The organism is Bradyrhizobium sp. WYCCWR 12699 (assembly GCF_032144035.1).
Lineage (GTDB): Bacteria > Pseudomonadota > Alphaproteobacteria > Rhizobiales > Xanthobacteraceae > Bradyrhizobium.
The window spans coordinates 65,909-78,363 of record NZ_JAVTJN010000032.1 but is presented as its reverse complement, the minus strand read 5'-3'; the positions used below and the strand labels follow the sequence as shown (position 1 = coordinate 78,363).

The following is a 12,455-nucleotide window of genomic DNA, read 5'->3' as shown; positions in this document are numbered from 1 at the left end:
CGGCGCTTCGCGCCACCTTCTTCCACAACGGGGAAGGGGAGAGGACAGCGCCCTTACGAAAAATCACTCCAGCTCAGATGCCGTGAATCAAGGTCGCCGACTGTCACGGTGCCGCGGATCTCGCGCGGCGCGTGGAAGCTGCTGCGCAGATACACCAGCGGCGCGGCTCGGTCGGAATGCGACACCCCGCGGACCTCGCCGATGAAGATCGAATGTGTCGTCGTCTCGAACTCCCGCGTCAGCACGCATTCGAACGCGGCGACTGCGTCCGTCAGCACCGGCGCGCCTGTGACCCCGCGCGTCCACTGCCCGAAGGCAAAGCGGTCGTCGCCGTTGACGCCCTTCTGGCCGCTGAAGGTGAGCGCGAGCAGGGCGTGATCCTCGTGCAGGAAGTTGATCGCGAACGCGCCCTCCTCGCGGATGCGCGCATGGGCGCTGGCGTTGCGGTTGACGCAGACGATCAGCGAGGGCGGGCTGTCCGACAGCGAGCAGGCCGAGGTCACCGTCAGGCCGGTGCGCTTGCCGTGCTCGGCCCCCACCGTCACCAGCGCCACGGCGCCGGCGCACTGGCGCATCGCCTGCTTGAAATCCTTGGCGTCGAGAGGTTTGGCGTCCACCGTCACGCGGAAATCTCCGAAATGAATGCGGGTGCGGCACGATTGCGCCGCACCCGCGATGCGTCAAGCCGCCTTCTTCGCGGAGCCGAGATGCGCAAGACGCGGCATCACCTCGTTCTTCAAGAGCGAGAGCGAGTGGTGCCAGGCTTCGGCCTTGTGCTTGTAGTCGAAGCCGAACACGCAGAGCACGCCGAAGCCGCCGACCTCGTCATAGATTTTCTCGATCTTCTCGGCGACCGTCGTCGGCGAGCCGACGATCCAGTTCCGCTTGGCGCAATATTCGACGGTGACGTCGCTATCGGGCACGTCGGGCGCGTGCTTCAGATAATCCTTGAAGCCGAAATGACCGAGCAGCGGCAGGAAGTACTCGCCCATCATCCGGCCCATCATGTCGCCGGTCGAGAGCCTCCAGGCCTCCTCGTCGGTGTCGGCGACGAACACCTCGCGCACGAGGCGCCAGTCCGCCCGGTTCGGCTTGCGTCCGGTCTTGGCCGCGCCGATCTCGACCGAATCCCAGTGGCTGCCCACATAGGCCGGGTTGAGGTTGAGGCTCATCGGGATGAAGCCGCGTTCGCCGGCGAGCTTCAGCGTGTCCGAGTTCTTCGAGAGGCCCGCGACACCGATCGGCGGATGCGGTGCCTGCAGCGGCTTGATGTGCGGCTTGAGGAAGTCGAACATCGTGTCCGGCTTGGTCACCGTCCAGAACTTGCCCTTGTAGGTCCAGGGCGCGGGATCGCTCCACATCTTCAGGATGATCTCCAGCGCCTCGCGGGTCATGTCGCGGTTCTGTCCGCTCATGCCGTCGACGTTGAACATCGCCCAGTCGCTCGGCAGTCCCGACGCGGCCACGCCGAAATTGAGCCGGCCCTCGGAGAGATGGTCCAGCATCGCGACGCGGTTGGCGAGCTCGGCCGGGTGGTGATAGGGCAAGAGGAAGCCGCCCGGTCCGATGCGAAGTCTCTTGGTCTGCATCAAGGCCTGCGCGATCAACAGGTCCGGCGTGGGATTGGGTTCCCACGGCGCGGTGTGGTGCTCGCCGACCCAGGCCTCCTGATAGCCGAGCTCGTCGAGCCAGCGCATGACCTGCAGGTCCCAGTCGTTCCCTTCCTTCAGGCCGCACTCCGGCGGATGCGAAGGCATCGTGAAATAGCCGATCTCCATGGGTTTCCTCATCTGATGTTGACGCGTCTTGGTGCGCGTTGAGGGCGTTGAGTGGGAAAGGGTTCAGCAAGCGCTGTGCCAGCGCCAAGGAAGCCTGAAATTGCTGAGAAAGGGCTGGTTTGCCCGCGCAATAGCCGGTATCTCGACGAACACCCGCAGGAGACCGTCTCATTGTCGCGAGACGGCGTCTTGCAGGTGAGACGTGAACTTGGCCGTGAGACGAGGACAGTTTCGCATGACCGAACCCGCTTATGTCGCGGTGGACTGGGGCACCAGCAGCTTTCGGCTGTGGCTGGTCGATCATGCCGGCCAGGTGCTGGCTGAGCGCCGCAGCGATGAAGGCATGTTGGCCGCGACGAAGACCGGCTTTCCCGCGGTGCTGCAATCGCATCTCGCGGCGGTCGAGGCGCCGGATCATCTGCCGGTTCTCGTCTGCGGCATGGCCGGCGCCAAGACCGGCTGGGTCGAAGCCGGCTATGTCGACACGCCGGCGCCGCTCGCGGCCGTCCTGAAACAGGCCGTGCGCGTCCCCGGCGAGGCGCGCGACATCCGGATCCTGCCGGGCATCGCGCAGCGCGACGCCAGCGCGCCGGACGTGATGCGCGGCGAGGAGACGCAGCTGCTCGGCGCGCTCGGCTTCGAAGCCGCCGGCGAGGCGCTGGTCTGCATGCCCGGCACGCATTCGAAATGGGTGCGTGTCAGGGGCGGCACCGTCGAACGCTTCTCCACCTTCATGACCGGCGAGCTCTTCAGCGTGGTCTCGCGCGAGACCATCCTGTCGTTCGCGGTCGCGGGTGCCGATGAGGCCGAGGATGTCGCGAGCTTCAAGGCGGCGGTCAAGGCCGCGTATGCGGCGCCGGCCTTCGCCGCTAATCTGTTGTTCGGCGCGCGCTCGCGTCAGCTGCTGTTCGGCGGCACGCCGGCGGCCGCGCGCGAGACGCTGTCGGGCACGTTGATCGGCGTCGAGCTCGCGGCAGGGCTCTCCGGCGCCATGCCGCAGGCGGGTGTTGCGTTGATTGCGTCGGGCCGGCTCGCGACGCTGTATCGGCACGCCTTCGACGCCTTGTCGGTCACCGTGCAGCCGGTCGATGCGGATGAAGCGGTCCGCCGCGGACTGTCGATGGCGGCTGGCACGATCTGGACCAGGTAGAAGGATTTTGAGATGACCATTCCCTTTCCGCCGATGCAGCGGCCTCTGGTCGCGATCCTGCGCGGCGTCAAGCCCGGGGAGACCGAGGCCATCGTCGGCGTGCTGATCGAAGCCGGCATGACCGCGATCGAAATCCCCCTGAATTCACCCGATCCGTTCCGCTCCATCGCAACGGCCGTGAAGCAGGCGCCGTCAGGCGTGTTGATCGGCGCCGGCACGGTGCTGACCACCGCGGATGTCGATCGCCTCAACGATGTCGGCGGCCGGCTGATGGTCTCGCCGAATGTCGACACGCAGGTTCTCGCACGTGCACATCAATACGCCATGGTGACGCTGCCGGGCGTGTTCTCGCCGACCGAGGCTCTGGTGGCCGCGCGCTCCGGCGCATCGGGCCTGAAATTCTTTCCGGCGAGCGTGCTAGGGGCCGCCGGCATCGCCGCGATCCGCGCTGTATTGCCGTCAGGCGTGATGATCGCCGCCGTCGGCGGAGTGTCAGACCAGAATTTCGCTGAGTACATCAAGGGCGGGGTGACCGCGTTCGGGCTCGGCTCCAGCCTCTACAAGCCCGGCATGACGGTAGCCGAAGTCGCTGCCCGCGCGAAGGCGACGATCGAAGCCTACGATCGGGCGATTGCGAAAGACTGAGCCGGCAATAAACTAGCTGTGATCCTGACATGGCCTATTGTGCCACATCGTGCCGCGATGCTGACATTCGCGCGTCGTGGTATGTGACCGGCCGAAGCAGGAGACCGACATGGCGATCAACAACGTAGCCGATCTGTTCGTGGCAACGCTCGAACAGGCCGGCGTCAAGCGCATCTACGGCATCGTCGGCGACAGCCTGAACGCCCTGACCGAGGCGCTGCGCCGCCGCGGCACCATCGAATGGATCCACGTCCGCCACGAGGAGGTCGCAGCGTTCGCCGCCGCCGGCGAAGCCGAGGTGACCGGGAGCCTTGCGGTGTGCGCGGGCTCCTGCGGTCCCGGCAATCTGCATCTGATCAACGGGCTGTTCGACGCGCACCGCAGCCGCGTTCCCGTGCTGGCGATCGCGGCGCAGATCCCGACGGCCGAAATCGGCGGCGGCTATTTCCAGGAGACCCATCCGCAAAACCTGTTCCGCGAATGCAGCCATTATTGCGAGCTGGTCTCCGATCCCAGCCAGCTTCCTTTCGTGCTGGAGAATGCGATCCGCGCGGCGGTGGGCCTGCGCGGTGTCGCCGTCGTTGCCATGCCCGGCGACGTTGCGTTCCGCAGCCCGCCCAAGCGTGCGATGTCGACGACGCGCGGCCTCAGCGTGGCGGCGCCGAAAGTGGTGCCGCAGGCGGATGAGCTGCAGGCGCTGGCTGATCTCCTCAACGGCGCCGAGCGCGTCACCCTGTTCTGCGGCCGCGGTTGCGCCGGCGCGCATGCGCCCTTGATGCAGCTCGCCGAGACGCTGAAGAGCCCGATCGTGCATGCGCTTGGCGGTAAGGAGCATGTCGAATACGACAACCCCTACGACGTCGGCATGACCGGCTTCATCGGCTTCTCCTCGGGCTATGCCGCCATGCACGCCTGCGACGCGCTGGTGATGCTCGGCACCGATTTTCCCTATAAGCAGTTCTTCCCCGATGATGCAAAGGTCGCGCAGATCGACATCCGCCCGGAAAATCTGGGGCGACGCTGCAGGATCGATCTCGGCCTCGTCGGCGACGTCAAGCTCACCATCGAGGCGCTGCTGCCGCTGCTGACATCAAAGACGCTGCGCAAGCATCTCGACGATGCCGTCGCCCATTACAAGAAGGCGCGCGAGGGGCTGGACTCGCTCGCCAGGGGCACGCCGGGAAGCAAGCCGATCCATCCGCAATATCTCGCCAAGGTCGTCAGCGACCACGCGAGCGACGACGCCGTGTTCACCGCCGATGTCGGCACGCCGACGGTATGGGCAGCGCGCTATCTCGGCATGAACGGCCGTCGCCGGCTGATCGGCTCGTTCGTGCACGGTTCGATGGCCAACGCGATGCCGCAGGCGATCGGCGCGCAGGCGGCGCAGCCCGGCCGGCAGGTGATCTCGCTCTCCGGCGACGGCGGCTTCACCATGCTGATGGGCGATCTGATCACGCTGACGCAGGAGAAACTGCCGGTGAAGGTGGTCGTCTTCAACAACGGCGTGCTCGGCTTCGTCGCGCTGGAGATGAAGGCGGCGGGCTTCGTCGACACCAATGTCGATCTGAAGAATCCGGACTTCGCCGCGATGGCGCGCGCGATGGGCATTTTTGCCAAACGCGTCGAGGACCCGGGCGAGCTTCCCGGCGCCGTCAAGGAGATGCTGGCGCATGACGGGCCGGCCCTGCTCGACGTCGTCACCGCCAAGCAGGAGCTGTCGATGCCGCCGACCATCACCACCGAGCAGATCAAGGGCTTCAGCCTCTGGGTGCTGCGCGCGGTGATGAACGGCCGCGGCGACGAGGTGCTTGATCTTGCGAAGACGAACCTCTTGCCGCGCTAGCCCCGCTTCACCGACGGCGCGGGCAGCTGCTCGTGGCGGCGCTGGAAGCGCTGCCAATGCAGCACGCTGCCGATCAGCACGGCCGGCACGAAGCCGAGCACGATCAGGAGATGCGGCAGCTCCTTCGGCGAGATGAAGGCGATGGCGATGTCCGAGATCAGCCAGAGCGCGGCGAACATCACCGCGAAGTCGGTTCGCGGGCAGCGCAAGTAGTAGAATACGGCGGTGATGATGATCGCGGGGCCGATCGCGACGGCAATCATGATCGCGGTCAGCTCCTTCGGCGTCAACGCGTCGAGCATCATCGAGGCCAGCAGCCAAAGTGCGGCGAACATGGCGACGATGTCGAGCGGATGCCGCAATTCAATACCTCTCGCGGGGACGCGCTATCGTTGTGGCCGCAGCCGCAGACGTCAAGTCAAAAGCGCTTATTCCTCGTCACTTCCCGGCGTCGGGCGCAGCATGAAATGACCGAAGGCGGTGGCGATCGGCTTGTCCGCATCGTCCTGCCAGGCGCGCGCCTCGAAGGCGACGATGCGACGGCCCTGCTTCACGATCGAGACGTTGGCGAACGTATCGAGCGCGCGGCCGGAGCGCAGGTAATTGACGGTGAGCCCGATCGGCTTGGGCGGCGAGGCGGTGCCGAGCTCGCGCCCGACGCCGATGACGGCCGTGGTCTCGAGAAAGGCGCCGGTCATGCCGCCATGGATCGCGGGCAGGATCGGGTTGCCGATGATCTTTGGCGAGAACGGCATCGTCAGCGTACCGTCGTCGTTGACGCGGATGCCGAGCCAACGCGCGAACGGGCTGCGCGCGAACGGCCCGTCCGGATCCTCCGGCGTCTCCAGCGCCGGTATGTCCAGCGCATTCATCCTGCGATCGGCGAGCATGTTGGTGCGGTTGGCGCCGATCATGAAGCAGGCGGTCGCGGTCGCCACCGGATCGTCTTCCGATTCCTGATAGGCGGTGGAGCGCACGAAGGCGATCGAGCGCGTGGTGCGGTAGCAGACCGAATGCGCCTTGATGTCGAGGCCGGGTGTCGCCGGCTTCTGGTAGTCGATGCGCAGATCGAGCGTCGCGATCGCGCGCGTGCCGTCGAGCGCGAGCTGCACCGCCATGCCGCAGCTCTCATCCAGCATCGCGGTGACGACGCCTCCGTGCAGCACGCCGGTCTCGGTGTCGCCGACGAAGACGGGACGATAGGGCAGGCTGGACCAGGCCTCGGCGGGCGCGAAGCGGTCGAGCTGCAGCCCGCTGATATGGCCGTAATCGGAGCGGCGGCCCTTGATCGCCTCGGCGAGTTCCTCGAATGGGAGCGTGGTCGATATGGTGCTCATGGGAACGTTCTAGACCAGTGTCGGCCGCCGCGCAAAACCCCGAATGGGCCTCGACAGAGCGGACCGAAGCGCCGATGGTGGGTGCTTCGTTCGTCGTTAGCTGCAAGGAGTGCCCATGGCCGACCCCGAAACGCCCGCCGCCAATCAGGGGCCCGTCACCATTTCGAGCTCCAGCTCGGAGCGGGCGCCGATCATCTATTTCGACGGCGCGTCCTGCTTCGGCCATCACAACGGCGCGATCCAGATCGAGCTCGCCGCAAACCTCCTGATGCCGGTCGGCGCGGCCGTCAGGGTCGACGTGGTCCAGACCGCTCACTTGCGTTGCAGCGTCGCCGCGGCGCTGGCGCTGCGTGAGGCCCTCGAAAAAGCGCTGGCGATGTACAAGCAGGGCCAGCAGCAGCCGGCAGCGGAGGAGATTCCGGCGGTCAAGAACTGAGATCAGCGTTTTTGACGATGGGGCGCGTAGCCCTGATGGAGCATGCTCCATCAGGGCTACGACGCGAGGTGGACCGGCTCCGCCTCAGCCCACATGCACCTTCGGCTTCTTGCCGCCGTTCCACTTGCCGTCGAGTGCGCGCTCGATCTGGGCGGCGAGCTGCAGCAGCAGGCCGTCATTGGCCTGCTTGGCGATGGCCTGGATGCCGAGCGGCAGGCCGTGCTCCTGGGCTGCCATCGGCATCGAGATCGCCGGCATGCCGCAGAGATTGGCGAGCGGGGTGAAGGCGAAGAAGCGCCAGAGATTGTCGAACCAGTCGCGCACATCGGGATTGTCGGAGATGGTGAGATATTCCTTCGTGCCGACCTTCGGCGTCGGCAGCGCGGTGATCGGCGTCAGGATCACGTCCCACTGCTCGAAGAAGGCGCCGAAGCCGCGCGAGGTCGTGTTGAACACGCCCTGCATCTTCGCGCGCTCGGCGAAGGTCGTGTGCCGGCCGGCTTCCCAGATCCGGATGTTCATGGGCTCGATCAGATCTTCCGGCGGCTTCTCCAGCCCGCGTGCGGCCAGCATGTTGGAGATCACCACGGCGAAATTGCTGATGTAGCAGGTGGTCTGCGCGGCGAAGGCGGCGGGAAGGTCGATCTCCGGCAGCGCATAGTCGACGTGATGGCCGAGGCCTTCGAGGAAGCGGCCGGCTTTCTCCAGCTCGGCCGCGAGCTCCGGGGTCGCGGTGTAATCGCCCCAGGTGTGCGACAGCGCGATGCGCAGCTTCGACGGATCGCGCTTGATCATCTCGGTATAAGGCTGCGCCGTGGTCCAGAACGGCATGAACTCGCCGGGCGCGGGTCCTCGCGCGTGATCGACGAAGGCGGCGGTGTCGCGCACAGAACGCGACTGGCAGCCCTGGATCGAGACGAGGCCGGTGAGATCGGACATGTGCGGCGCGAGCGAGAACACGCCGCGCGAGACCTTCAATCCGATATTGCCGTTGACGCCAGCGGGAATGCGGATCGAGCCGCCGCCGTCGGTCGCATGCGCAATCGGCACCACGCCGGCGGCAACCATCGCCGCGCTGCCCGCCGACGAGCCGCAGGTGGTGTAATCGGTATTCCAGGGATTGCGCGTGACGTAGACGGCGGGATTATCGGCGGAAGAGCACACGCCGAATTCCGGCGTGGTGGTGCGGCCGATCAGGTTGAGGCCGGCCTGGCGGAATTTACCGGTCAGGAACGTGTCGGCGCTGGCGCGATTGCCGCGCATCAACAGCGAGCCCATTTCCTGCAGCCGGCCCTTCATGGTCGGCCCGAGGTCCTTCATCAGGAAGGGCAGGCCGGCGAAGGGACCTGCGAGATTGGCGCCGTCCTTCGCGGGATCGGCGATCACGTCCTCGAACAGCTCGACCACGCCCGACAGCGCCGGATTGACCTTGGCGACCCCCGCGGCGGCCTGGCGCGCCAGCTCCTGCGCCGTCAGCTCACCCTTGCGGACGCGCCCCGCCAGCGCGACGCCATCGTGCTGTGCCCATTCCGTCCAGCTCATCGGCAAGGTCATGAAGTCCTGATCTCCTCAAGGTGCGGCGCCACCTTCTTCGCAAGGGACCGCCTGAATCAACTGAGCGGGCGCGAGGGGCAGGGTTGCGCGGGGCGGAGGGGTCGCGAGGCTGCGTCTCGATCCGGCAGTGGTGCGATCGTTGCAACCTGGCCGGCGGCGGTAGGGCCATGAGGAGGCCGTGTCTGCGTGTCACAACCGCGGGCATCGCAGGGTGGCAAAGCGCAAGGCTGCCTACGATCTTTCACGACGGAAGAAAATCGTGGGCACGGCGCAAGAGTAGCATTTTTGCGCTGATGCGACGCCGCAATCCAGAATCCCTCCGTGGAAAGACTCAGGATTGCTTCGCTGCGCTCGCAATGACGGCGTGGAGAGAGCGAGTGCCAGACCCTCTCTCGTGCCCCGGACGCAGCGCAGCGTGCCGGCGATGTGAAGCATCGTCCGGTGCGGTGCGCTGCAGAGCCGGGGCCCATGTCGCTGCGTGCCGGGCCGCTTTCTGGATCCCGGCTCTGCGCCGCAACGCCAAGGGCGTTGCAGCGCGTCCGAGACACGCGAGCACAGCAACGCTTGCGCCGCCGTCCCCAAGAATGTGGCGAGATCGCATCATCTCGACAAAAAATCCCTTGTCGACGGCCCTTCGCCGTACCTTGATGAATCAACCCTGGTTGGTCCATAAGCGGCGTCCCGTGGCCGGTGGTTCGCCGCCGCACGGGGGGCTTGGATAGAGGGATTCTCGCGTGGCAAATATCAACCAGAAAATTGCGCAGGAGCTTGGGGTTCGGGCGGAGCAGGTCGAGGCGACGGTGACGCTGCTCGACGGCGGCGCCACGGTTCCCTTCATCGCGCGCTACCGCAAGGAAGCGACCGGTGCGCTCGACGATGCGCAATTGCGCACCCTGGAGGAGCGCCTGGGTTACCTGCGCGAGCTCGAAGACCGCCGCAAGGCCATCCTCGAATCAGTCCGCGAGCAGGGCAAGCTCGATGCCGCGCTGGAAGCCTCGATCATGGCCGCCGACAGCAAGGCGCGCCTCGAGGACATCTATCTGCCGTTCAAGCCGAAGCGCCGCACCAAGGCGGAGATCGCCAAGGAAGCCGGGCTCGAGCCGCTCGCCAACCAGCTCCTCGCTGAACCCGGCAAGGATCCGAAGGTCGTGGCCGAAGGCTTCATCAATGCCGAGAAGGGCGTGGCCGATGCCGCCGCTGCGCTCGACGGCGCCCGCGCCATCCTGGTCGAGCGCTTCGACGAGGACGCCGATTTGATCGGCGCGCTTCGCGAGGAGATGTGGACCAATGCGCGCATGGCCTCCAAGGTGCGCGACGGCAAGAAGACCGAGGGCGAGAAGTTCGCCGATTATTTCGACTTCTCCGAGCCGCTCACGAAGCTCCCCTCGCACCGCATCCTCGCAATGTTCCGCGGCGAGAAGGAAGAGATCCTCGACCTGCAAATTCAGGCCGAGGCCGAGGCGCCGCCGCCGGGCGTGCCCAGCGCCTATGAACTCAAGATCATGAAGCGGTTCGGCATCGCCGACCTCAAGCGCGCCGGGGATCGCTGGCTGATCGACACCGTGCGCTGGGCCTGGCGCACCAAGATCCAGGTGCATCTCAACATCGATTTGCGCATGCGGCTGTGGAACGCCGCCGAGACCGAGGCGGTGCGGGTGTTCGCCTCCAATCTGCGCGACCTCCTGCTGGCCGCGCCGGCCGGCACCCGCGTCACCATGGGGCTCGATCCCGGCTACCGCACCGGCGTCAAGGTCGCCGTCACCGACGCGACCGGCAAGGTGGTCGATACCGCCGTGATCTATCCGCACGAGCCGCAGCGGCAATGGAACGAGTCGCTCGCGACGCTTGGGCGACTCGCGATGAAGCATAAAGTCGAGCTGATCGCGATCGGCAACGGCACCGCCTCGCGCGAGACCGACAAGCTCGCAGGCGATCTCGTCAAGGGCCTCGCTGAGCTGAAGATGACCAAGATCGTGGTGTCGGAAGCCGGTGCGTCGGTCTATTCGGCCTCAGCCTTCGCCTCGGAAGAGTTGCCTGGCCTCGACGTCACCCTGCGCGGTGCGGTCTCGATTGCGCGCCGGCTCCAGGATCCGCTGGCCGAGCTCGTCAAGATCGAGCCCAAGGCGATCGGCGTTGGCCAGTACCAGCACGACCTCGGCCAGGCCAAGCTCGCCAAGTCGCTCGATGCCGTCGTCGAAGACTGCGTGAACGCCGTCGGCGTCGACGTCAACACCGCCTCCGCCCCGCTGCTGGCGCGCGTGTCGGGCGTCGGCTCAGGTCTGGCCCAGAGCATCGTGGCGCACCGCGACGCCAACGGCCCGTTCAAGTCGCGCAAGGCGCTGAAGGAGGTGCCGCGGCTTGGGCCGAAGGCGTTCGAGCAGTGCGCGGGCTTCCTGCGCATCCTCGGCGGCGAGGACCCGCTCGATGCCTCGGGCGTGCATCCGGAGGCTTATCCGGTGGTGCGCCGCATCCTCGCGGCCACCAAGAGCGACATCAAGGCGCTGATCGGCTCCAGCGAGATCGTGCGCACCTTGAAGCCGAAGGATTTCGTCGACGAGACCTTCGGCCTGCCGACCGTCACCGACATCTTGAAGGAATTGGAAAAGCCGGGCCGCGATCCGCGTCCCGCGTTCAAGGCGGCCGTGTTCAAGGAGGGCGTCGAGGAGATCAAGGACCTCAAGAAGGGCATGATCCTCGAGGGCACCGTGACCAACGTCGCCGCGTTCGGCGCCTTCGTCGACATCGGCGTGCACCAGGACGGCCTCGTGCACATCTCGGCGATGTCCAAGACCTACATCAAGGATCCGCGCGAGGTGGTGAAGCCCGGCGACATCGTCAAGGTGAAGGTGCTGGACTTCGAGGTCGCCCGCAAGCGCATCTCGCTGACGCTGCGCCTCGACGACGAAGTCGGCGCCAAGAAGGACGCCCCCGGCATGCAGCGCGACAACAGCTCGCGAAATGCGAGCCGGATGAGTTCGTCTGCGCCGCGCAAGCAGGAGTCGTCCGGTGGTGGCGGCGCCCTCGCCGAAGCGCTGCGCCGCGCAGCCGAGAAGAACGGCGGGAAGAGGGTGTAGCTTCTTAACTCTCCCCGCCCTTCTGCGGGAAGAGGTCGGAGCGCGCCCCTCCCTGACATCCGCGTCAGAATCTGGCGCGTTTGTAAGTTGAAGCGGCCAGTCCCTTCCTCTCATCTGATCGTCCTCGTGCGGCGTCAAGACCGCCGCACCGCAAGGAGGACGCTTCGATGAACAACAGGCTTCTCACGGGTCTCACGGCGGCGGCGATCGCCGCGGTGATGGCGGTTGCTTCACCCGTGTTCGCACGCGGCGGGCATGGCGGCTTCGGCGGCGGACATTTCGGTGGCGGTGGCCATTTCGCCGGCGGCATGCATGTCGGCGGGATGGGCGGCGCGCGCTTCGCTCATGCCGGCGGTCCGGCCTTCGGCGGCGCACGCTTTGCGCATGCCGCGATCGGGCCGCGCTTCGCTGGCGCCGGCTGGCACGGCCACCACGGCTTCTTTCGCCATCATCATTTCCGCCGTTTCGCCGTCTTCGGCGCTCCCTATTTCTACGCCGGCTATAATGATGGTTGCTGGCGCCGGAGCTGGACGCCCTATGGATGGCAATGGGTCAATGTGTGCGGAGACTATTGGTAGTCGCATTGCCGTACCGCACCATTGTCGCGGTCGCCACCGGGCGGTTCCGTCCAGCCC

The 12,455-nt window shown here is 66.4% G+C and carries 11 protein-coding genes; 6 read left to right on the top strand and 5 right to left on the bottom strand.

Going from position 1 to position 12,455, the window contains the following annotated elements; all coding sequences use genetic code 11:
- Positions 1-53: 53 nt before the first annotated feature.
- Positions 54-623, bottom strand: coding sequence for a flavin reductase family protein (locus RPS27_RS15115; protein ID WP_212068068.1), 570 nt, complete (start codon positions 621-623; stop codon positions 54-56).
- A 57-nt stretch (positions 624-680) separates the two neighbouring features.
- The gene (locus RPS27_RS15110; protein ID WP_194408183.1) at positions 681-1,778 is read right to left on the bottom strand and encodes an LLM class flavin-dependent oxidoreductase; all 1,098 of its coding nucleotides are present in this window, start codon (positions 1,776-1,778) and stop codon (positions 681-683) included.
- Between the two features lie 235 nt (positions 1,779-2,013).
- Here RPS27_RS15110 and RPS27_RS15105 point away from each other — a divergent pair, with 235 nt between their 5' ends.
- From RPS27_RS15105 to poxB, 3 genes are all read left to right on the top strand, one after another.
- Positions 2,014-2,928 (top strand): 2-dehydro-3-deoxygalactonokinase, encoded by a 915-nt coding sequence (locus tag RPS27_RS15105; protein WP_313754103.1) that lies wholly within the window; start codon positions 2,014-2,016, stop codon positions 2,926-2,928.
- Between the two features lie 12 nt (positions 2,929-2,940).
- Entirely contained in the window at positions 2,941-3,573 is a 633-nt protein-coding gene (locus tag RPS27_RS15100) for a 2-dehydro-3-deoxy-6-phosphogalactonate aldolase (protein WP_212068070.1), read from the top strand.
- A gap of 109 nt (positions 3,574-3,682) precedes the next feature.
- On the top strand, positions 3,683-5,419 hold the full coding sequence (poxB, locus tag RPS27_RS15095) for a ubiquinone-dependent pyruvate dehydrogenase (RefSeq protein ID WP_212068071.1): 1,737 nt from the start codon (positions 3,683-3,685) through the stop codon (positions 5,417-5,419).
- Here poxB and RPS27_RS15090 read toward each other — a convergent pair.
- Entirely contained in the window at positions 5,416-5,781 is a 366-nt protein-coding gene (locus RPS27_RS15090) for a hypothetical protein (RefSeq protein WP_313754102.1), read from the bottom strand. The genes poxB and RPS27_RS15090 overlap by 4 nt on opposite strands.
- 66 nt (positions 5,782-5,847) lie before the next feature.
- On the bottom strand, positions 5,848-6,756 hold the full coding sequence (locus RPS27_RS15085; RefSeq protein ID WP_212068072.1) for a PaaI family thioesterase: 909 nt from the start codon (positions 6,754-6,756) through the stop codon (positions 5,848-5,850).
- A 115-nt stretch (positions 6,757-6,871) separates the two neighbouring features.
- Here RPS27_RS15085 and RPS27_RS15080 point away from each other — a divergent pair, with 115 nt between their 5' ends.
- The gene (locus RPS27_RS15080) at positions 6,872-7,192 is read left to right on the top strand and encodes a hypothetical protein (protein ID WP_212068073.1); all 321 of its coding nucleotides are present in this window, start codon (positions 6,872-6,874) and stop codon (positions 7,190-7,192) included.
- A gap of 84 nt (positions 7,193-7,276) precedes the next feature.
- Here RPS27_RS15080 and RPS27_RS15075 read toward each other — a convergent pair whose 3' ends face one another.
- Positions 7,277-8,746 carry an amidase gene (locus tag RPS27_RS15075; RefSeq protein ID WP_212068074.1) on the bottom strand — a complete coding sequence of 490 codons (1,470 nt, stop codon included), beginning with the start codon at positions 8,744-8,746 and terminating at the stop codon, positions 7,277-7,279.
- 734 nt (positions 8,747-9,480) lie between these two features.
- Here RPS27_RS15075 and RPS27_RS15070 point away from each other — a divergent pair.
- Both RPS27_RS15070 and RPS27_RS15065 read left to right on the top strand, forming a co-directional pair.
- Positions 9,481-11,820: a Tex family protein gene (locus RPS27_RS15070; protein WP_212068075.1), complete on the top strand. Its 2,340-nt coding sequence runs from the start codon at positions 9,481-9,483 to the stop codon at positions 11,818-11,820.
- A 167-nt stretch (positions 11,821-11,987) separates the two neighbouring features.
- Positions 11,988-12,398 (top strand): hypothetical protein, encoded by a 411-nt coding sequence (locus RPS27_RS15065; protein ID WP_212068076.1) that lies wholly within the window; start codon positions 11,988-11,990, stop codon positions 12,396-12,398.
- The last annotated feature ends 57 nt before the right edge of the window (positions 12,399-12,455 follow it).

What these genes read in the sequence shown, in the direction of transcription:
- RPS27_RS15085 (WP_212068072.1), bottom strand. Translation starts at nt 6,756, where the DNA reads ATGAGCACCATATCGACCACGCTCCCATTCGAGGAACTCGCCGAGGCG.
- RPS27_RS15105 (WP_313754103.1), top strand. Translation starts at nt 2,014, where the DNA reads ATGACCGAACCCGCTTATGTCGCGGTGGACTGGGGCACCAGCAGCTTT.
- RPS27_RS15100 (WP_212068070.1), top strand. Translation starts at nt 2,941, where the DNA reads ATGACCATTCCCTTTCCGCCGATGCAGCGGCCTCTGGTCGCGATCCTG.
- RPS27_RS15075 (WP_212068074.1), bottom strand. Translation starts at nt 8,746, where the DNA reads ATGACCTTGCCGATGAGCTGGACGGAATGGGCACAGCACGATGGCGTC.
- RPS27_RS15065 (WP_212068076.1), top strand. Translation starts at nt 11,988, where the DNA reads ATGAACAACAGGCTTCTCACGGGTCTCACGGCGGCGGCGATCGCCGCG.
- RPS27_RS15080 (WP_212068073.1), top strand. Translation starts at nt 6,872, where the DNA reads ATGGCCGACCCCGAAACGCCCGCCGCCAATCAGGGGCCCGTCACCATT.
- RPS27_RS15110 (WP_194408183.1), bottom strand. Translation starts at nt 1,778, where the DNA reads ATGGAGATCGGCTATTTCACGATGCCTTCGCATCCGCCGGAGTGCGGC.
- poxB (WP_212068071.1), top strand. Translation starts at nt 3,683, where the DNA reads ATGGCGATCAACAACGTAGCCGATCTGTTCGTGGCAACGCTCGAACAG.